The sequence below is a fragment of the Candidatus Binataceae bacterium genome (assembly GCA_035294265.1).
In the GTDB taxonomy this organism is placed as follows: Bacteria; Desulfobacterota; Binatia; order Binatales; family Binataceae; genus DATGLK01.
The window spans coordinates 15763-35944 of sequence record DATGLK010000045.1; the positions used below are offsets into that span (position 1 = coordinate 15763).

Here is a 20182-nt window from a genome sequence, read left to right on the forward strand (position 1 = left end):
GCGCCGAAGCAATCCCAGCGCCCCTTGCCTTTTTTGGTTTGAATTAGACGCCGCGCCGCGCCACTTCGGGCTTGAGCAACCACAGCATCACGGCCTTCTGCGCATGCAGCCGGTTTTCAGCCTGCTCGAGCACCACCGAGGCAGGGCCGTCGATCACTTCGTCGGTTATCTCCTGGCCGCGATGGGCGGGCAGGCAATGCATCACCAGCGCGTCGGGTTTGGCCAGCTTTATCAGGGCTGCGTTGAGCTGAAAGCCGGCAAAATCGCGCAAGCGCCGCTCGGCATCCTGCTCCTGCCCCATCGAAGTCCAAGTGTCGGTATAGACCGCGTCGGCGTCGCGCACCGCCTGGGCCGGGTCGTTGGTCAGCATCACGCCCGCGCGCCGCGCTTGGGCGGCAAACTCCGGGCGCGGCTCATAGCCTTTGGGATAGGCCAGGCGAACTTGCATCCCCAGCACCGTAGCGGCCTCGATCCAGCTATGAGCGAGGTTGAAACCGTCGCCCACGAAGGCCACGCATTGCGCCCGCAACGGGCCGCGCCGCTCGCGTAGGGTCAGCAGATCGGCCAGGAGCTGACAGGGATGGAGCAGGTCGGTCAGGCCGTTGATCACCGGGACGCTGGCCTCGTTCGCCAGTTCCAGCGCAGTCTGATGGGCGAAGGTGCGAATCATGATCAGATCGACCCAGCGCGAGAGGTTGCGCGCCACATCCTTGACTGCTTCGCGTTCGCCCAGGCCGACTTCGTTGGGTCCAAGGTAGATGGCGTGGCCGCCGAGCTGCCCCATGCCGGTTTCGAAGGTCAGGCGGGTGCGCAACGAAGGCTTCTGAAAAATCATCGCCATGGTTCGGCCGCGCAGATAGGGATGCTCCAGGCCGTGTTTGAGGTCTGCTTTCAGCCAAGCGGCCAGATCGAGCAAGGCCTCGACTTCATCCGCGCGAAGCGCGCTAAGGGCCAAAAAATCGCGTTTCATTGACTTGTTGCCGCCAGCGCCCGGCCGATCATTTCCAGGCCGGCGTCGGCCTGGGCGCGAGTCAGATTAAGTGGCGGCAACAGGCGCATCACATTACCGGCGGTGGCGTTGAGAATGAGCCCCTGGCGCAGGCAGTCTTCGACCACCGGGCGTGGGTCGCGGGCCAACGCCGCGCCGATGATCATGCCCTGACCGCGAACCTCCCTGATGGTGTCGCCAGCGCGATCCAGCGCGCGTAGCCCTTCCATGAGATAGTTGCCCAGGGTTCGGCCATTTTCCAACAAGCCCTCGCGCTCGATAGTTTCCATCACCGCCAGAGCCGCGGCGCAGGCCACCGGATTGCCGCCGAAGGTGGTGCCATGGCTGCCTGGACTGAGACATTCGGCGACCTCTGGCCGTGCCAGCATCGCGCCGATCGGCAGGCCGCCGCCCAGGGCCTTGGCTAGAGTCATGATGTCGGGCCGCACCCCGGCGTGCTGGTGCGCATAGAGCCGTCCGGTGCGTCCGACGCCGACCTGAACTTCATCGAAAATCAACAGCAGGCGATGGCGATCGCACAACGCGCGCAGGGCGGCCAGATAGTTGGGATGGGGCACCACGACCCCACCTTCGCCCTGGATAGGCTCGACCATGATCGCTACGGTGCGCCCGCTCAAGGCCGATTCCACCGCGCTCACATCGTCGAAGGGCACCAGCTTGACGCCCGGCAATAACGGCAAGAAGCCCTGGTGATACTTTTCCTGACCGGTGACGCTGAGCGTGGCCAAGGTGCGGCCATGGAAGGAGTTATGCATCGCGATGATCTCGAAGCGCCCCTCGCTCTGGGCGCTACCCCAGCGGCGAGCCAGCTTGATCGCGGCCTCGTTAGCCTCAGCTCCCGAATTGCAAAAGAACACCTTGGCCTGGTGGAAGCTCTCCGACAGCTTGGCCGCCAGCCGTGCCATCGGCTCGGTATGGAAGACGTTGGAGACGTGAATCAGGGTTTCGGCCTGCCGCTTGATCGCGTCGACCACGGCGGGATGGCAATGGCCCAAACTGGTCACCGCCAAGCCGCAAAAAAAATCCAGGTAGCGCTTACCCTCGACGTCATAGAGATAGGTACCCTCACCGCGGGCCAGCGCCACGGGCAGGCAGCCGTACACGTTGACCAGGTGCTGATGGGTAAGATCGACGATCTCGGCGTTGGTCATGATAGCTCCTGTGGTGGGCCGGCGCTCGCTGAGCCGCGGCTTCAAGCCGCGTTAACCAGGCTGGGGGTGGCGGTCGCGCTGCTCACCACCTGGGTGCCGATTCCGGCGCGGGTGAAGATTTCATGCAGCAGTACATGCAGGAGGCGACCATCGACAATATGAGTCTTGCCCACCCCCGCGGCCAGCGCCTCGATGCAGCATTCGACCTTGGGAATCATCCCTTCGGAAATCACACCCTGGGCGATTAGTGCGCTGGCGCGCGAGGCCTCCAGGGTGGAGATGAGTTGACCGTCGCGGTCGACAATTCCGGCCACGTCCGTCATCAGCATCAACTTGTCGGCCTTGAGCGCGCTGGCTAGCTTTCCGGCCACCAGGTCGGCGTTGATGTTGTAGCTTTGGCCTTCGCCGTCGCAGCCCACCGGCGAGATGACCGGAATGAAATCCGCGGCCTGCAAGGTCCGCAGCAGCTCGGGATTGACCGCTACCACTTCGCCCACCAGGCCGATATCGACTTCGCTGGCCAAACCCTGGGCGTCGTGCAGCATCATCCGCAGCTTGCGCGCCAGCAGCAGGTTACCGTCTTGTCCGGACAGGCCGATGGCGCGCCCGCCATGGCGCCCCAACAGCATCACCAGCTCCTTGTTGATGCGCCCCAGCGCCATTTCGACCAGCTCCATGGTGGCCTGATCAGTCACGCGCAGGCCGCGTACAAAGCTGGATTGCAAACCCATCCGCTTGATCAGATCGGAAATCTGCGGCCCGCCGCCGTGCACTACCACCGGTTTGATCCCGACCAGATGGAGCAGAACCACGTCTTGGGCGAAGCCCTGCTTGAGTTCGTCGGCCAGCATCGCATGACCGCCGTACTTGATCACGCACGTGGTGCCGCGAAAGCGCTGGATGAAAGGCAGCGCCTCGATCAGGACCTGCGCGCGTTCAATCAAATCTTCCACTGACTCCACCCCGGCCGGTTTTGGTTTGTGAAGCTACAGAATATAGCGTGAGAGATCCTCGTCGCGCACGATCGGGTCTAATCGCTCGTGGACGTAGGCGCTATCGATCGCTACTCGCTTTTCACTCAATTCTGGGGCGGTGAAGGAAATGTCGTCCAGCAGCCGCTCCAGCACCGTGTGCAGGCGGCGGGCCCCGATATTTTCCGAACGCGCGTTGACCGCGGCGGCGATTTTGGCCAACTCGGTGACCGCGTCCTGAGTGAAGCTCAACTCCAAGGCTTCGGTTCGCAACAGCGCGGTGTACTGCTTGAGCAGGGCATTTTCGGGTTCAGTCAGAATCCGGATGAAGTCATCGTGCCCCAGCGCCTTGAGTTCCACCCGGATGGGAAAGCGGCCCTGGAATTCGGGAATCAGGTCGGAGGGCTTGGAGGTATGAAAGGCGCCCGAGGCAATGAACAAAATGTGGTCGGTGCGGACCGCGCCGTACTTGGTGTTGATGGTTGAGCCCTCGACGATCGGCAAAAGATCGCGCTGCACGCCCTCGCGCGAGACATCGGGACCGCGCCCGCCCTCGCGCCCGGCAATCTTGTCGATTTCGTCGATAAACACGATTCCGGCTTGCTCGGCTCGGGTAATCGCCTCCTGCGCGACCTGGTCCATGTCCACCAACCGAGCCGCTTCCTCCTGGGTCAGCAGCTCCAGCGCTTCGGGAATCTTGACCGTGCGCCGCTTGGTCTTCTTGGGCATGAACTGGCTGAAGAGATCTTTCATGTTGACACCCATCTCTTCCATCCCTTGCGGGGTGAAGACCTCGACCATCGGGGTGGCCTGGGCGCTGACCTCGATCTCGACCTCGCGGCTGTCCAGATGGCCGCCATGCAACAGCTTGCGCAGCTTCTCCCGAGTATCGCGATGGCTGTCGTCGGCAGGGGCGGGCGATAGATGGCCTTCGGCGCTAGCGCCGGCCGGCCGGCGAGTTTTGGCGGGCGGAGGGAAGAGCAAATCCAAAAGCCGTTCCTCGGCCAGCTCGCGCGCTCGCACCGCGACCCGCTGGCGCTCTTCCTCGCGCACCATCTTGACCGAGGTCTCGACCAGATCGCGGATGATCGACTCCACGTCGCGGCCCACGTATCCAACTTCGGTGTACTTGGAGGCCTCGACTTTGAGAAATGGAGCCTGGGCCAGGCGCGCCAAGCGGCGCGAGATTTCGGTTTTACCCACCCCGGTGGGCCCGATCATCAAAATATTCTTGGGCGAGATTTCGTCGCGCAGCTCGGGCGGAACATGTTGGCGTCGCCAGCGGTTGCGCAGGGCTATCGCCACCGCCCGCTTGGCCTCGTGCTGGCCCACGATGTAGCGGTCGAGCTCGGAGACAATCTCGCGCGGAGTCATCACCTGCGCCACTGCCATTTCAGTCAACCCACTTCAAAATTAGAGTTCCTCGATTACGAACTGACGGTTAGTGTACACGCAAATATCGGCCGCCACCGTCATCGCCGCCTCGGCCATCTGGCGCGCGCTCAACTGCGGCGCCCATTTCACCAGCGCGCGCGCCGCCGCCAGGGCGTAATTACCCCCCGAGCCAATCGCCATTACGCCGTCGTCAGGTTCGATCACATCGCCCCCGCCAGAGAGCAGCAGCGAGCTTTCCAGGTCCGCCACCACTAACATAGCCTCCAGCCGGCGCAAGACCCGATCGGTGCGCCAGTCCTTGGCCAGCTCCACCGCCGAGCGGCGCAGGTTGCCGTTGAACTCCTGCAGCTTGCTCTCGAACTTGTCGAACAGGGTCAGAGCGTCGGCAGTCGAGCCGGCAAAGCCGGCCAGCACCCGGTCGTTGTGCAGCCTGCGTACCTTGCGCGCGCCATGCTTCATTACGGTTTGACCCAGGCTGACCTGGCCGTCGCCCGCCATCACAACCCGGTCGCCGTGGCGGATGTTCAAGATAGTGGTGCTGCGAATGCGGTTTGCTTCAGGCGCGCGGATGGGCACGGGCATAAACCTCTTTCAAGCGTTGGACGCTGACATGCGTGTAGCGCTGAGTGGTGGCCAGGCTGGCATGTCCCAGCATCTCCTGGATGGCGCGCAGATCGGCCCCATGATCGAGCAGATGGGTAGCGAAGGAATGGCGCAAGGTGTGCGGCGTAGCGGGCGTTCCCAACCCGCTTGCCTGCAGCCGCTGATGCACGATCAACTCCACTGCGCGCCGGCTCAGCCGCCCGCCACGTTGGTTGGTGAAGATCGCGCCGGTGGCGAGGGCGGCGGGCTGATGGGGATGCCATTGATCGAGCGCGCGCAGGGCCACCTCACCCACCGGGACCAGCCGTTCCTTGCCGCCCTTGGCCTGGCGGACATGAACCAACTGCAAGTCGTAATCGACATCGCCCCAGTCTAGCGCGACCAACTCCCCCACCCGCAAACCGCACGAATAAAGCAGCTCGATAATCGCTCGATCGCGCCAAGCCGCCGCTTCGTCGGTCGCCGCCACGGTGCCGATCAGGGTCGGGATGTCGCGCTCGGGCAGGACCGCGGGCAGGCGCTGCTCGCGACGGGGGGTGCGCAAGCCGCGGGTCGGGTTGGAAGTCTGCAAAGCGACTTCGCGGTAACGGAAAAAGCTGCGAATGGCGGCCAAATGGCGACTGGCGGTGGCGCGGCTGTGATGCTCCATCACATGGCCTAGGTAGCGCCGAACATCATCAAGCGTGATTTGGTCTGGGGCGGGCGCATGCCCAGTCTGTCGGGAGTCGGCCAGAAACCGGCAAAAAGCCGTCAGATCACGCCGATAAGCCACCACGGTATTGGGCGCGGCGCGCGCGACTTTGGCCAAATAACTGCTATAGGACTCGATTTCGGACAGCATGCTCGCTCCGCCAGCTCCCTCTCCGCTATGCTATCAGGGAGATATTACGGGCAAAAGTGTGCCGATCATGCGGTGCTGGAAATGCGCGGGCGAAATTGACGTTATCCAGCGCATCGAATTTCGAGCGCTTTGTCCCGGCTGTGAGACCGCTCTCCACAGTTGCCTTAATTGTGGCCATTACCAGCCTGGACAGTATAATGACTGTCGGGAGCCGCAGGCGGAGCGAGTGGTGGATAAACAACGGGCTAACTTCTGCGAGTATTTCCGCCCTTCCACGGTTGGGCAGCCACAACCGTCCGCCACCGATGCCCGTCGCCAACTCGATGCCCTATTCAAAAAACTTCGCTGAGCACCCACTTACCCCCACCGCCGCGTTAGTGCTCGCCGCCGGCCTGGGGACCCGGATGCGCTCGGCGCGGGCCAAGGTGCTGCACGAGGTCGGCGGGCGCCCGATGATCGTGCGTGCGCTGGCGCCGCTGTTCGAGCTGGGGATTGCGCCGGTTGTGATCGTCGTGGGTCATCAGGCCGACTTGGTTCAAGAGGCGGTAGCGCGTGCCTACCCCGGGCGCGAGGTGATTTTTGCCTCCCAACCCGTTCAGCGTGGCACGGGCGATGCCGCGCGCTGTGGGATGGCGGCGATGCCGGCGCAGTTTGGCGGGGACGTGCTCATTACCTATGGTGATGTTCCCGCGCTACGCGCTGCCACGTTGGCCCAGCTTCTCTCACACCATCGCGCCGGCAAAATGGCGTTGTCCCTGATCACCTTGGAGTTGGAAGAACCAGCCAGTTACGGCCGCATCATTCGCGAACCCAGCGGCGCGGTAGCGGCCATTGTCGAAGCTTGCGATGCGGTGGGCGAGCAACGCGCGCTGCGCGAGATCAACGCCGGAGTGTACGTTGCCGGGGCGAATTTTTTGCGCCAAGGGCTGAGCGCGATCAGCAGCGCCAACGCGCAGGGCGAGTTTTATCTTACCGATTTGGTCGCAATCGCGCGCGCGCGCGGCCTGGCGGTAGGCGGCTTTCGCGCCGCCGACCCGCAGGAATTTGTCGGGATCAATTCCCTGGAGGAGTTGGCGCAGGTGAATGCCGAAATCCGCAAGACCGTCAACCGCCGCCTGATGGCGGCGGGCGTCACGCTGGTCGATCCCGACACCGCCTACATCGACCCTGAAGTGGAGATTGGCGCCGATACTATAATCGGTCCCAACGTGCAGATCTTGGGGGCCAGCCGCATCGCCGCCGGCGTGCGGATCGACGGTACCGCTTGGCTGCGCGAGGTTAGCGTGGGTGCGGGCAGCCATCTCAAGCTAGGTGTGCGCGCCGAGCGCTGCCGCATTGGTGAGCAATGCGAAGTGGGTCCTTTCGCTCATCTGCGCGAAGGTACGGAACTGAGCGGGGGTAATCGAATCGGCAACTTCGTGGAGACCAAGCAAGCCCGTATCGGCCAGGGCAGTAAAGCCAGCCATCTCAGCTACCTGGGCGATGTCACCGTCGGTGAGCAGACCAACATCGGTTGCGGCGTGATCACGGTCAATTACGACGGTTACGATAAGCATCAAAGCCGGATCGGCGATCACTGCATGGTGGGTTGCGACAGTCAGTTAATCGCGCCGGTAAGCATCGGGGACGAGGCCTATGTGGCATCGGGTACCACCGTAGTGCGCGATGTGCCGGCTGGCGCGCTGGCCCTCTCGCACCATCCCCAGCGCGAACGCGAGGGTTGGACCCGCACCTGGCATCAACGCCATCGCGGGACACGCCAGCGGCCGGGTAAGGCTAACGAGTAAGAGCACGGAGGCAAGGCCAGATGTGCGGCATTGTAGGATACGCAGGCGACCGAGACGCGGTGCCTATTCTGCTGGGTGGGCTGAAGCGGTTGGAATATCGCGGCTACGACTCGGCGGGAATCGGACTGATCGACGGCGCTGGGCGCCTGGAACTGCGCCGCGCGGTAGGCAAATTGGCCAATCTGGAGCTGTTGCTGGCGGCCCAGCCCATTCACGGTGTGGTCGGCATTGGTCATACCCGTTGGGCCACTCATGGACGGCCCTCGGAGGAAAACGCCCATCCCCATCAGGCCGGTCCGGTAGCGCTCATTCATAACGGCATTGTCGAGAATTACGTCGAGCTGCGCGAGGCGCTGAGCGGTCGCGGCCATCGGTTGCGCTCGGAGACCGATAGCGAGGTGATCGCGCACCTGATTGAGGAGCGAGTTAAAGCTGGCAGCACGCTGTGCGAGGCGGTGTTGAAGACGGTGCGCGAGCTGCGTGGTTCCTTCTCCATCGTAGCGGCGTCAGAGACCGCCCCCGGCCAACTGGTCGCGGCCAAGAGCGCGACGCCGCTGGTAATCGGTCTGGGCGAAGGCGAAAACTACGTGGCCTCCGATATTCCGGCGCTGCTGGAGCACACCCGCCGGATTGTAGTGCTGGAAGATGGCGAGGTGGCCGAAATTAGCGCCGAGCAGGTGCGGCTGATGCGCTTTGACGGCACCCCGGTGTCGCGCGCGCCGCGGACGGTGGAATGGGACGCGATGGCCGCTACCAAGGGCGGCTTTCGCCATTATCTACGCAAAGAGATCGACGAACAGCCGCTGTCCTGGATTAATACCTTGAGCGGACGCGCCAATGCCGCCAATGGCCAGGTCGGCTTCGAAGGCGAAGTGCTGCCACCGATGGGGCGCCCGATCAGCAGAATCGTGATGTTGGGCGCAGGCGCTTCGTGGATCTCCTCGCTAATTGGCAAATTCATCCTCGAGGAACTCTGCCAAATCCCGGTGGAGGTCGATTATTCGGCCGAATTCCGCTACCGCCGGCCTCCCATCGACGAGCAGACCTTGATCATGGCGGTCTCCCAGTCGGGCGAAACCGCCGACACGCTGGCCGGGATCGAGGAGGGGCGCCGGCGCGGCAGTTATGTCGTGGCCCTGACCAACACGCTGGATTCCTCGATTGCGCGCAAGGCTGACGCTGCGCTCTACACCCGGTGCGGACCCGAAATCAGCGTCACCACGACCAAATGCTTTCTGACCCAGATCGAAATGTTCTATTTGTTCGCAATTCACCTAGGCCAGCGCCGCGAGCGGTTGGAGCACAGCGTCAGCCGCGAATTACTGGCCGCTGCGATGGCTATCCCAAGCCAGATACAGGCGGCGTTGGGGCGCGAGCGGCAGATCGAAAAGATTGCGCGCAAGTACGGCAAGGCCAGCGACTTTCTCTTTTTAGGTCGCGGTATCAATTATCCGGTGGCGCTGGAGGGGGCGCTCAAACTCAAGGAAATTTCGTACATCCATGCCGAGGGTTATTCAGCCGGTGAGATGAAGCACGGACCCATCGCGCTTATCGACGAGAACCTGCCGGTGGTGGTCCTGATTCCGCGCGACGACGTGTTCGATAAGACTCTGTCCAACCTCAAGGAGGTGGAATCGCGCAACGGGCGAATCATAGCGGTTACCGACACCCGAGACAGCGAGCTGGAGGAGGTGGCCTGGGAGGTGATCGAGGTGCCCAGCACCAACCGGCTGCTGATGCCGGTGCTGATGACCGTACCGCTGCAGTTGCTGGCCTATCATATCGCGGTCTACCGTGGCACCGACGTCGATCAGCCGCGCAATCTGGCCAAATCGGTGACCGTCGAGTAGCACCCAAAGGACACATCTATTCACTGCTGCGGGCCCGACGTAAAATGTGACCAGGTAACTTCCGCCCTCGGCCCCTTATATGAAGCCGCGGCGGGCGCCGCTTAAACCATGTTCACCGACCTGACGCCGCGCGAGATCGCGCCCCCGTTCACGAGCGTCGAAGACGCGTTGGAGGAGTTGCGCCGCGGGCGCATGGTCGTCCTGATGGACGACGAGCAGCGCGAAAACGAGGGCGATCTGTGCATGGTAGCCGAGAAGGTCACCCCCGAAGCGATCAATTTCATGCTCAAATACGGGCGCGGTCTAGTCTGCCTGCCGATGGCGGCGGAACGGATCGAGCGCTTGGGCTTGAGCATGATGGTGGGCGACAATACCTCACCGCTGGGTACGGCCTTTACCAACTCAATCAACGCCCGCCGCATTTCCGGGTCGGGGGTATCGGCCCGCGATCGCGCCACTACCATTCTGCACGCCGTGCGCGAGGATGCGTTGGGCAACGAATTCATAAGCCCCGGCCACGTCTATCCCTTGCGCGCGCGCGAGGGCGGTGTCCTGGTGCGCAGCGGACAGACCGAGGGTGCGGTAGACTTGGCGCGCTTGGCCGGTTTGAAACCCGCCGGCGTCATTTGCGAGATTCTCAAGGACGACGGATCGATGGCGCGCCGCGACGACCTGGTGCTTTTCGCTCGCCGGCACAAACTCAAAATCCTGACCGTAGCCGATATCATCGAGTACCGCTTGCGGATCGAGACCCTGGTGCAGCGCGTAGCTCAGGCTCGCCTACCCACCGAGTACGGTGAGTTCGAAGCGATGGTCTATCGCGATCTGGTCGACTTGACCGAGCATCTGGTGTTGGTCATGGGTGCGGTCGACCCAAACGAACCGATATTGGTTCGTGCCCATCGGGAATATTTGGCCGGCGACGTCTTTGCCTACCAGGAACGCGATACCCGCGCCCTGATGACGGCGGCGATGCGTCAGATTGCGGCGGCAGGTCGCGGAGTGATCCTGTATCTTAAGCGAAGTTTCAATGCACTGGCAGCCGAATTGGGTGGCCCCACCACGTCGCCGCCGTTGGCCAGCACCCAAGCCGACAATACGGTGGGCGGGGATTTTCGCGATTATGGCATTGGAGCACAGATCCTGCGCGATATCGGCGTTCGTAAAATGGTGTTGCTCTCCGATCGTGCGCCGCGCCTGGCCAATTTGACCGGCTACGGCCTGGAGCTGGTCGAGGCGCTACCACTGTCTCTGGAAGACGGACGGTTGGCTTCGCACAACGGTACTCCGCAACGCGACGGAAGCGTTTGAGCTCGGGGGGTCACCTCCAAGCCGCGAGCTGAGCCCGCTTGATGAGGCGCCTTTTAAGTCCCGTGAGGCCATGTTGAGGATAGTGTCCTGACAATGCTTTGCACAAAGGGGGGCTTAAACGCGGATGACGGGCGGCTAGACGCGAATCCTACCCATCGGTGACAGAAGAGTGAGGAGTTTTAGGTTCAACCTTGTGCTGATGCTGTGGGCCATCTTCGGGTTGGTCTGTGCAGCGCCGGCCAGGGCCTTGCCGCACGCGAACCAGGTGGTGCATCTGAGCGCGGCCGAGTTGAAGCCAGGCTCCCGGCGCAACGCGCCCTGGACCCTCGTCGTGGGGGTGACCATCGCTTCGGGATGGCACATCAATTCCGACCATCCGCTGGAGCCGTATTATATTCCCACCCACTTGTCGGTGAACCCGCCAGCGGACTTGCTCAAGCTGAGGAATGTCACCTATCCGCCTGCCCAGATAATCGTGCCGTCCTTCTCCAAAGGCGAAAAGTTGGCGGTCTTCAGCGGGAGTGTGAAGTTCGCAGCCACGATGACGGTGGTGGGCGACGGCCCGTTGCCGGGAATGCCCGTGGACTTCGACGTCAAGCTGGATTACCAGGCCTGCAACGATGTGCAGTGCTTGCCGCCGACCTCGGTGCAAGACCACTACCAGCTCGCCGCGGCCCGCAGCGATTCCCAGCCCGCCCCCGCGTCGCAGGCCCTAGCTTCGCAAGAGCCCTCGGCTAGCCGGGTTTTTGCTGTCCACGGCTTGTGGCTGGGCTTCCTGCTGGTCTTTTTGGGCGGGATTGCGCTCAACTTGACCCCCTGTGTTTATCCGCTGATCGGCGTGACGATTGCGTACTTCGGTAACCAGGGCGGTCGCGGCACTCGCGGCGGCTTGGTCTTGGCGCTGCTTTATGTGGCCGGAATCTGCCTAACGTTTTCCGCGGTCGGGACCGCGGCCGCGCTCTCCGGCGGGCTGTTCGGTGCACTGCTGCAGCAACCCTTAGTGCTGGCGATGCTGGCCGCGATGATGCTCCTGCTGGCGGCCTCAAGCTTCGGCTGGTTCAGTTTGCAGCCGCCGGCCTGGATGATGCGCCGGGTAGCGGTGGCCCGACCCGGTATGGCTGGGGCCTTACTGATGGGGCTGGGGATGGGGGTGGTGGCTGCGCCCTGCATTGGTCCCTTCGTCCTCGGTTTGTTGGTGATGGTCGAGCAACGGGGCAGTGCGCTATTCGGCCTGGCGGTCTTTTTTGTGCTTGCCCTTGGTCTGGGGTTGCCTTACATCGCGCTGGCGCTGGCGGCCGGCAATATCCGCAGGCTGCCCCGCTCGGGAGAATGGTTGGCCTGGGTCGAACATCTGTTCGGCTTCATCCTGATCGGTTTGGCGATCTATTTTGTTGCACCGCTAGTTCCCGGTGATCGGCTGATCGGGCTGCTGCCCTATTATGCGGTCGCGGTGGGAATCTATTTAGGTTTGATCTCACCCATTGGAGGTCAATTGCATGGCTTCCGGATGCTCAAGCTGGCCCTTGGAATCGCCTCGCTGGCAGCCCTCGTTTACCTGCTCAGGTTTAGCCGCCAGCCTACCCATCTGGAGTTTGCCGCCTACAGCCCGAGCCTGCTGTCGGCTGCCAGCGCGCGCCATCAACCCGCTATTATCGATTTCTCCGCCGACTGGTGCGTGCCGTGCCGGGAAATGGAGCGGACCACTTTTACCGATCGCTCCGTGCTCCAAGAAGCGCGCCGATTCGCCGTCTTTCGCGCCGATCTCACCCATTCCGACGATGCCACGGATGCTCTGATAAAGCAGTTCTCGATTCAGGGCGTACCCACGGTGGTGTTGATCAATCGTCAGGGTCGCATCACTCAGACCCTGGTTGGGTACACCGGTCCGCAGGATTTCCTCCAGTCGTTGAAGGCTATCAACTAGCTACGCCGACCAACTTCAGCGCGTGCGCGAAGGGTCACAGCCATCGCTCGCCAAAAAGGTTTAGTACAGCATTCTATTATTGCGAGTTAGAAGGTCGATCCGATCTCGTTAAACCGCTGAAAACCGCAAAAGAATATTGACACACTTGACTAGGTAAGACGGCTATAAAATAGAACCATCGTTTTACACATTCCTCATAAGCTGCCGGTCGAGGCTTTACTCAGACTATTATCTGGAATATATTGTTGATGCTTGGTTGGGACGTGGTGGGCTCCCTAATTATATGGCCAATAATCGAACTTCTGAGGCATACGGGGCGGAATCGATTCGGATCCTGGAAGGGCTGGAGGCGGTGCGGAAACGGCCCGGGATGTACATCGGTGATACCGCTGAACGCGGACTGCATCACTTGGTGATCGAGATCGTCGACAACTCGGTGGACGAAGCGCTGGCGGGTCACTGCACAGAGATCGGGGTGGTGATTCACAGCGACGACCGGGTGACGGTCGAGGACAACGGGCGAGGGATCCCGGTAGGGATGCATCCGACGGAGAAGCGTTCGGCGTTGGAGGTGGTCCACACAGTGTTGCACGCCGGGGGCAAGTTCGATCGCGGAGCCTATAAGGTGTCCGGCGGTTTGCACGGCGTCGGCGCCTCGGTAGTCAATGCGCTGAGCGAGGAGTTCGAGGTCGAGGTTAAACGCGAGGGCCAGATTTACTATCAGCGTTATGAGCGGGGTGTGCCCAAGACCAAGGTCGAAGTGCGCGGGAGCGCTCGCGCTACCGGGACCAAGACCACCTTTTCGCCCGACTCGCAGATTTTTCCCGAGGTCCGCTTCAAGTATGAAATCATTGCGCGCTACCTGCGTGAGATGGCCTATCTCAATGCTGGCTTGAAGATTCACCTGAGTGATGAGCGCACCGGCAAGAGCGAAGAATTTTTTTACCAGGGCGGGATCCGGGAGTTTGTCGCTAGTTTGAATCAGGGTCGCGAGACCCTGCACGGCGTGATCCATTTTCACGGCCTGCGCGAGGCGATCGATATCGATTGCGCGCTGCAATGGACCGACGCGGTCCATGAAACCGTCTTCAGCTACGCCAACAATATTCACACCACTGAGGGTGGCACCCATGTGTCAGGCTTGCGCTCGGCCCTGACCCGGACCATCAACAACTACGCGCAAAAGAACAACCTGCTCAAGAACAAGGACCTGCATCTGGAGGGCGAGGACACCCGCGAGGGGCTGACCGCGGTGATCGCGATCAAGATTGCCGAGCCGCAATTCGAGGGTCAGACCAAGACCAAGTTGGGCAATTCCGAGGTCGATGGCGCGGTGGCCGGGGTGGTGGCGGAAAAGCTCGGGCAATTCCTGGAAGAAAATCCCGCCGACGCGCGTCGAATCGTGGCCCGCGCGATGGAGGCGGCGCTGGCCCGCGAAGCCGCGCGCAAGGCCAAGGAATTGGTCCGGCGCAAGGGGGCGCTGGACTCGGGCTCCTTGCCGGGCAAGTTGGCCGACTGCCAGGAGCGCGACCCGGCGCGCAGCGAGCTGTTCATCGTCGAGGGTGATTCAGCCGGCGGCTCGGCCAAGCAGGGGCGTGACCGCCGCACTCAGGCGATCCTGCCGCTGCGCGGCAAGATTCTCAATGTCGAGCGCGCGCGCATCGACAAGGTCCTGACCTCCGCAGAGCTACGCACCTTGATTACCGCCCTGGGGATGGGGGTGAGCACGGAGAAGAACATTGAGAAGCTGCGCTATCACACCATCGTCATCATGACCGACGCCGACGTCGACGGCTCGCATATTCGGACCCTGCTGTTGACTTTCTTTTTTCGTCAGTTTCCCGAGATCATCGAAAATGGCCATCTGTACGTGGCCCAACCGCCGTTGTTCCGCGCCAAAAAGGGGCGTAACGAGCGCTATCTCAAGGACGAGGCGGCGCTAGAAGAGTATTTGACTGATCTCGGCTGCGAAGCGCTGAGCGTGACGGTGGGACGGGGCAAGGAGACGCGCGAGCTCAAGGGCACGGCCCTCAAGACCCTGGCGCGCAAGGCGTTGTATTATGACCGCATGTTCGAGGCCCTGGAGCGGCGCTCCAAGCAGCGCGACGTGGTGCGTGCGCTGGCCCGTCTACTCAACCAACGCCAGTTTGGCGCCGACAGCTTCGAGAGCCGCGACTTGACGCGTGATTTGGGCGCGGCTCTGCAAAAGGAGATTGGCGCCCGGACGGAGATGGTGGTGCGGGTCGAAGCCGACGGCGAGACTCATTTCCGCGCCATTTTGGCTCACGCCCACAATGGCGCCACTGCTCCCACGGTGGTGGATCTGACCTTGTTTCACAGTGGCGAGCTGCGCGAGATTCGCCGCCTGCAGCCGGAGCTGGAGAGTTATCCGCTGCCCTTCGTGGTCAACGGCGGCGAGCAGCCGCGCAACCTTGAATCGCTCAAGGCGCTGGCCGAAGGGGTGCTGGTGGCGGGGCAAAAAGGCGTTGAAATCCAGCGCTACAAAGGCCTGGGTGAGATGAATCCCGATCAGCTTTGGGCCACCACCATGAACCCTGAAACCCGTTCGATGCTCAAGGTGCGGGTGGGCTCGCAGGAGGAGGCCGAGGAGATGTTCACCAAACTGATGGGTGATCAGGTCGAGCCGCGCCGACAATTTATCGAAGAGAACGCGCTCAACGTACGCAACCTTGACATTTAGCGGGGCGGGCGGCGCGCCCCCGTTCGCTACCCTGGCACCGGATTTGTGCGCCGCGCCCGCGAGGCGCGGCTTGGACTTCCCCGTTAAGCGGAACACGAAATAAATGGCAACCACCGACGGCAATCAACCGCTGGGCAACGAACCCGCGCTACTCAATATCGAAGATGACATGCGGCAGTCCTATTTGGACTACGCAATGTCGGTCAATATCGGCCGGGCGCTGCCCGAAATGCGTGACGGCCTCAAGCCGGTCCACCGCCGGATTCTTTACGCGATGTTTCGCGAGGGGCTGCTGGCCAATCATCGCTACTCCAAATGCGCCGGCGTGGTCGGCGAAGTGCTCAAGAGCTATCACCCCCATGGTGATGCCGCGGTCTACGAAGCTTTGGTGCGGATGGCCCAGCCCTGGAGCATGCGCTACCCGCTGATTGATGGGCAGGGTAATTTCGGCTCGATCGACGGCGACCCGCCCGCGGCGTATCGCTACACCGAATGCCGCCTGACTCGGCTGGCCGAGCGGATGCTGGCCGACATCGACAAGGATACGGTCGATTTTATCCCCAACTTCGACGGCTCCCAGAAGGAGCCCGAAGTCCTGCCCGCGCAACTGCCCAACCTGCTGATCAACGGCGCCGACGGGATCGCGGTGGGGATGGCCACCAACATTCCGCCCCACAACCTGGGCGAGGTCTGCGACGCGTTGCTGGCGCTGGTGGCCAATCCGAACCTAAGCCTGGAGCAGATCCTCGACATCATTCCCGGGCCCGACTTTCCCACTGGCGGCCAGCTCCTGGGGCGGCAGGCGGTGCGGCAGGCCTATCTGAACAAGCGCGGCAGCCTGATGATGCGGGCGTTGGCGGCGATCGAGACCGACAAGCGAAGCGGTCGCTCCGCGATTATCGTGCGCGAAATTCCCTACCAGGTGAACAAAACCCGCCTGGTCGAGCGCATCGCCGAACTGGTCAACGACAAGCGGATCGAGGGAGTCAGCGACTTGCGCGACGAGTCCGACCGCGACGGGATGCGCATCGTGGTCGAGCTCAAGCGCGACGCCGAGCCGCGAGTGGTGCTCAATCAGCTCTTCAAATTGACGCAGATGCAGCAGAGTTACGGGCTGATCATGCTGTCGATTCACGAGGGGCGGCCGCGCGAGCTTGATCTGCGCGAGATGCTGCATGCCTTTCTCGACCATCGCCGCCGCGTGCTGACCCGGCGCACCCAGCATGAACTGGCCCAGGCCGAGGCCCGCCTGCATATTCTGGACGGGCTGTTGATCGCGCTGCGCAACCTGGACGCGATTATCGCCCTCATCCGCGCCGCGCCCGACGCCGAGTCGGCGCGCAGCCAATTGATGACGCGCTTCAGTCTGAGCCAGCTCCAGGCCCAGGCGATCCTCGATTTGACGCTGCGCCGGCTGACTTCGCTGGAACGCGGCAAGATCGAAAGCGAGCATCGCGAGACGGCGGCGAATATCGAGCGCCTGCGCGGTATTCTGACCGACGAGCGCAAGCTGCTGGGGCTGGTCGCGGAGGAAATCACGGCCATCAAGGAGGAATTCGCCGATCCTCGCCGCACCCAGATTATCGAGGATCAGGGCGAGCTCTCGATCGAGGACCTGGTGGTCGAGGAAGACGTCCTGGTGACGGTCACCCACGGCGGTTACATCAAGCGCACGCCGCTGTCGCTCTACCGCACCCAGCGCCGCGGCGGGCGGGGCAAGACCGGCGCCTCGACCAACGAGGAGGACTTCGTCGAGCACCTGGTCGCGGTGTCCACTCACGACCGGCTGTTTTTCTTCACCAGCGCGGGCAAAGTTTACGCCTTGCAGGCGCACGAGTTGCCAGAGGGCGGGCGTGCCGCCAAGGGGCGTTCGATCGCCAATCTGCTCAGCCTGGCGCCCAATGAGAGCCTGTCGGCTTTCATCACCGTGCCCAAGGAAAGCGAGGGACGCTACCTGCTGTTCGCCACCAGGCGCGGCATGATCAAGAAAACCGAGCTGGGTCAGTTCGAAAACGTGCGCGCCAATGGAATTATCGCCATCCTGCTGGAGGACAATGACGCACTGATCGCCGTGCGGATCACCGACGGCAATCAGGAAATCGTGCTCTCCACCCGCGAGGGCCAGGCCATCCGCTTCAAGGAAGCCGAGGTGCGGCCGATGGGGCGCGGCACTTACGGCGTCAAGGCGATGGAGCTGGATGTGGCGGGCAACGGCGCGGCGGCCGACGAAGTAGTGTCGATGGCCACGGTGCGCGACACCGAAACCCTGCTGGCGGTCTCCGAGTTAGGCTATGGCAAACGCAGTCCGGCCTCGGAGTATCGCCTGACCCATCGCGGTGGCAAGGGCGTGGTCACCATGCAGGTCACCGAGAAAACCGGCAAGGTGGTGGGTGTGCGCCAGGTGGGTAGCGACGATCAAGTGATGCTGATCACCGACGGCGGCAAGGTGATTCGACTCGACGCCAAGGGGGTGCGGGTTAGCGGGCGCAATACTCAGGGCGTGCGGCTGGTGCGGCTGGAGCCGGGCGAACACGTGCGCGCGATGGCGGGGCTGGCCGAGCGCGACGAGGGCGACAATGGCGAAGAGGAGGAAGACGAGGGCAGTTCGGAGTAAAGGGGGCGGTCTCCGCGTCCGCCCGTCCTCGTGGAAGTCGGGCGCGGCGTCACAACCGGGGGGTGATTTGCCGTGGAACACAAGGTCGATAGGCTCACGGGCAAAGAGCGGTCGCGCAGCGCTGCCGCGCGAGTCGTTTGGCAGTTCGATTCACTCGTTGCTGTTCGTCGCTTCGTGGCCTCGCTGGACGTGCTGTACGACATTGGGGGAGAATCGCGCATATTTCCTTTTGTGGCCTGGTCGGATCCCGACGCATCGGCGCGCGCTGAAGAGTTCTCGGAGCGCGTCGAGTACGCAGGGCGATTCGTCGCCGAACAGGCTGTCAGCCGACTCCGCGCCGCCGGCGAGGCGGTCTATTTCATCGACAACCAGGAAAGGCTGGTCAAGCAAACCGCCGATGGCCGCCGGTTCGAGGTCCGCGTTACGAGGGCGATGAGGTTCTTCGAGAGCTGCCTCGCCGATGAGGGGCGGGCCATGGCTGTGGCTGCTGGCCGGGCCCAACGGCGCCGGCAAGAGCACGTATGCGCCCAACTTGGCCGCGGACGTCGAAGGAACCGTAAAGCCGGATGAGTTGGTTGACAATTTTTCCCCACTGTCATCAGAAAGCAGGGCTTTTCAAGCCGATCGCCGGACGGTTCGCCGCACGGCCGAGCTCCTGGAGCAGCGCCGGAGCTTTGCGATCGAGACAACGCTTTCAGGGCGACGTCATATAAAGCTGACCGAGCGCGTGAGGTCCGATGGCTGGAGCGTCGGCGTGGTCTACATCGGGCTTGGCAGTCCCGGAACTGGCCATCGAGCGGGTCCGCGAACGGGTAAGCCAAGGCGGGCATGATGTGCCAGCGGCCGACGTCCGAAGGCGCTACGGACGTAGCCTGGGAAACCTTGTTCGGATTTTCAAACTTGTCGATCGGGTCATAATTTTGGACAACTCGTCCGTGCGAAATCGCATGAAGCGCGTCCTGGAAGTCTATCGAGGCAACTTAGTATTCAAAGCGCGCAGGCTGCCAAAATGGCTGAAAGTGCCGCCAGGGAGGAAGGTATGAAGGGACTGGTTGCTCCGAGCCGACCTTGCCGCATCACGCATCAGAGCACTCATGCGACGCATCCTCGATTGACGGCGGCTCTCGTACTGGTGTTCGGTGTCGTCGCGACTCGAGCGCTGGCGATGGAACTCCATAGTCCCGCCTTCCCGCCAAATGGCCGGCTTCCGCAGATCTACGCCTGCGCCGCCGAAGGCGGCAAAAGCGTTCCGCCACCCCTGCGATGGTCCGATGTTCCGCCTGAGACGAAAAGCCTGGCCCTGACCCTGCAGGACCTCACTTCGCCCCACAAGGTCATCCACTGGATTGTGTACAACATCCCGCCCGCCAGGGACGGAGATTTCCGTGTTTCAAGGCGGATCGGAGAGCCGGGCCGCAACCAGCTCGGCCATCTGAAATATGACGGCCCCTGCCCGCGCCATCCGGGCCAAACGAATCGCTATGACTTTACTTTGTACGCCTTGGACCGAAATATCGCAGTCAAAAATGCCGATTTCTCACAGCTTCAGTCCGCGATGAAGGGACATATCCTGGAGCGGGCGCAGTTAGTGGGAATGCTTGCCCCGCCGCCCACCGGAACTTCACCTTCCGCGAAGCGCGAGAGCGCGCCCTAACCATCATCATCACGGGCGCGTTGGAGCGCTTAAGGTACGGCCCTCGCCGAGTAAGGACCCCGGCACAGGCGCCAGCTCGGCGCGGGTTCTGGGTAGACATTGAGGATAGTTCTGCTGAATGAATTCCAGCAGTTGCTCGCGCACCGCGCAGCGCAAGTCCCACAGCAAGCTGGAATTCTTGGCGCTGACCAGAGCTCGCAACTCCAGGCTGTGCTCGGTGGCGTGGGTGACTTGCAGCACACAGACCTTGCCATCCCATTGCGGCAGGCCCTTGGTCAGGCGGGTGAGCTCTTGGCGGATCGCCTGTACGGGGGCGGTGTAATCGACGTACAGATGCACGGTACCCATTAATTCAGCCGACTGGCGGGTCC

At 62.5% G+C, this 20182-nt stretch carries 15 protein-coding genes; 8 read left to right on the top strand and 7 right to left on the bottom strand.

The genetic code is table 11. The features are described from left to right. Nucleotides 1–43: 43 nt before the first annotated feature. Genes argF through VKV28_08395 form a run of 6 tightly spaced genes read right to left on the bottom strand, consistent with a single transcriptional unit; the run spans nt 44 to nt 5970 of the window. On the bottom strand, nt 44–970 hold the full coding sequence (argF, locus tag VKV28_08370; GenBank protein HLH76802.1) for an ornithine carbamoyltransferase: 927 nt from the start codon (nt 968–970) through the stop codon (nt 44–46). Continuing rightward, nucleotides 967–2160, bottom strand: coding sequence for an acetylornithine transaminase (locus VKV28_08375; GenBank protein HLH76803.1), 1194 nt, complete (start codon nt 2158–2160; stop codon nt 967–969). Before VKV28_08375 ends, argF begins: the two co-directional genes overlap by 4 nt. A 41-nt stretch (nt 2161–2201) precedes the next feature. Continuing rightward, nucleotides 2202–3113 (bottom strand): acetylglutamate kinase, encoded by a 912-nt coding sequence (gene argB, locus VKV28_08380; GenBank protein HLH76804.1) that lies wholly within the window; start codon nt 3111–3113, stop codon nt 2202–2204. A gap of 33 nt (nt 3114–3146) precedes the next feature. Then, nucleotides 3147–4523, bottom strand: coding sequence for an ATP-dependent protease ATPase subunit HslU (gene hslU / locus VKV28_08385; GenBank protein ID HLH76805.1), 1377 nt, complete (start codon nt 4521–4523; stop codon nt 3147–3149). A 21-nt stretch (nt 4524–4544) separates the two neighbouring features. Beyond that, complete coding sequence (gene hslV / locus VKV28_08390) at nt 4545–5108, bottom strand: ATP-dependent protease subunit HslV (GenBank protein HLH76806.1); 564 nt, start codon at nt 5106–5108, stop codon at nt 4545–4547. Beyond that, entirely contained in the window at nt 5083–5970 is an 888-nt protein-coding gene (locus tag VKV28_08395) for a tyrosine recombinase XerC (GenBank protein HLH76807.1), read from the bottom strand. The genes hslV and VKV28_08395 overlap by 26 nt, the downstream gene beginning before the upstream one ends. A 323-nt stretch (nt 5971–6293) precedes the next feature. Between VKV28_08395 and glmU the strand changes: the two genes are divergently transcribed. The 8 genes from glmU to VKV28_08435 all read left to right on the top strand — a co-directional run bounded on the left by glmU (nt 6294) and on the right by VKV28_08435 (nt 19811). Further along, the gene (gene glmU / locus VKV28_08400) at nt 6294–7757 is read left to right on the top strand and encodes a bifunctional UDP-N-acetylglucosamine diphosphorylase/glucosamine-1-phosphate N-acetyltransferase GlmU (protein ID HLH76808.1); all 1464 of its coding nucleotides are present in this window, start codon (nt 6294–6296) and stop codon (nt 7755–7757) included. Between the two features lie 20 nt (nt 7758–7777). After that, entirely contained in the window at nt 7778–9607 is a 1830-nt protein-coding gene (gene glmS / locus VKV28_08405; protein ID HLH76809.1) for a glutamine--fructose-6-phosphate transaminase (isomerizing), read from the top strand. Between the two features lie 108 nt (nt 9608–9715). Then, the gene (gene ribB / locus VKV28_08410; protein ID HLH76810.1) at nt 9716–10918 is read left to right on the top strand and encodes a 3,4-dihydroxy-2-butanone-4-phosphate synthase; all 1203 of its coding nucleotides are present in this window, start codon (nt 9716–9718) and stop codon (nt 10916–10918) included. 169 nt (nt 10919–11087) lie between these two features. Further along, a complete protein-coding gene (locus tag VKV28_08415) occupies nt 11088–12842 on the top strand; it encodes a cytochrome c biogenesis protein CcdA (GenBank protein ID HLH76811.1) in 1755 nt (584 codons plus the stop codon). Nucleotides 12843–13125: 283 nt separating this feature from the next. Beyond that, the gene (gene gyrB / locus VKV28_08420; GenBank protein ID HLH76812.1) at nt 13126–15543 is read left to right on the top strand and encodes a DNA topoisomerase (ATP-hydrolyzing) subunit B; all 2418 of its coding nucleotides are present in this window, start codon (nt 13126–13128) and stop codon (nt 15541–15543) included. A gap of 103 nt (nt 15544–15646) precedes the next feature. After that, nucleotides 15647–18157 (top strand): DNA gyrase subunit A, encoded by a 2511-nt coding sequence (gene gyrA / locus VKV28_08425; GenBank protein HLH76813.1) that lies wholly within the window; start codon nt 15647–15649, stop codon nt 18155–18157. A gap of 72 nt (nt 18158–18229) precedes the next feature. Next, nucleotides 18230–18727 carry a hypothetical protein gene (locus VKV28_08430; protein ID HLH76814.1) on the top strand — a complete coding sequence of 166 codons (498 nt, stop codon included), beginning with the start codon at nt 18230–18232 and terminating at the stop codon, nt 18725–18727. A 469-nt stretch (nt 18728–19196) separates the two neighbouring features. Continuing rightward, nucleotides 19197–19811: a YbhB/YbcL family Raf kinase inhibitor-like protein gene (locus VKV28_08435; protein HLH76815.1), complete on the top strand. Its 615-nt coding sequence runs from the start codon at nt 19197–19199 to the stop codon at nt 19809–19811. 9 nt (nt 19812–19820) lie between these two features. On the opposite strand, the gene VKV28_08440 is transcribed toward VKV28_08435, so the two are convergent. Further along, a partial coding sequence (locus VKV28_08440) for a hypothetical protein (GenBank protein ID HLH76816.1) occupies nt 19821–20182 on the bottom strand: 362 nt, incomplete at its 5' end.

Bases quoted from the DNA above. Each gene is read 5' to 3' on its own strand.
- VKV28_08375 (HLH76803.1), bottom strand. From the start codon at position 2,160: ATGACCAACGCCGAGATCGTCGATCTTACCCATCAGCACCTGGTCAAC.
- hslU (HLH76805.1), bottom strand. From the start codon at position 4,523: ATGGCAGTGGCGCAGGTGATGACTCCGCGCGAGATTGTCTCCGAGCTC.
- glmU (HLH76808.1), top strand. From the start codon at position 6,294: ATGCCCTATTCAAAAAACTTCGCTGAGCACCCACTTACCCCCACCGCC.
- hslV (HLH76806.1), bottom strand. From the start codon at position 5,108: ATGCCCGTGCCCATCCGCGCGCCTGAAGCAAACCGCATTCGCAGCACC.
- gyrA (HLH76813.1), top strand. From the start codon at position 15,647: ATGGCAACCACCGACGGCAATCAACCGCTGGGCAACGAACCCGCGCTA.
- VKV28_08435 (HLH76815.1), top strand. From the start codon at position 19,197: ATGAAGGGACTGGTTGCTCCGAGCCGACCTTGCCGCATCACGCATCAG.
- argF (HLH76802.1), bottom strand. From the start codon at position 970: ATGAAACGCGATTTTTTGGCCCTTAGCGCGCTTCGCGCGGATGAAGTC.
- glmS (HLH76809.1), top strand. From the start codon at position 7,778: ATGTGCGGCATTGTAGGATACGCAGGCGACCGAGACGCGGTGCCTATT.
- ribB (HLH76810.1), top strand. From the start codon at position 9,716: ATGTTCACCGACCTGACGCCGCGCGAGATCGCGCCCCCGTTCACGAGC.
- gyrB (HLH76812.1), top strand. From the start codon at position 13,126: ATGGCCAATAATCGAACTTCTGAGGCATACGGGGCGGAATCGATTCGG.
- VKV28_08395 (HLH76807.1), bottom strand. From the start codon at position 5,970: ATGCTGTCCGAAATCGAGTCCTATAGCAGTTATTTGGCCAAAGTCGCG.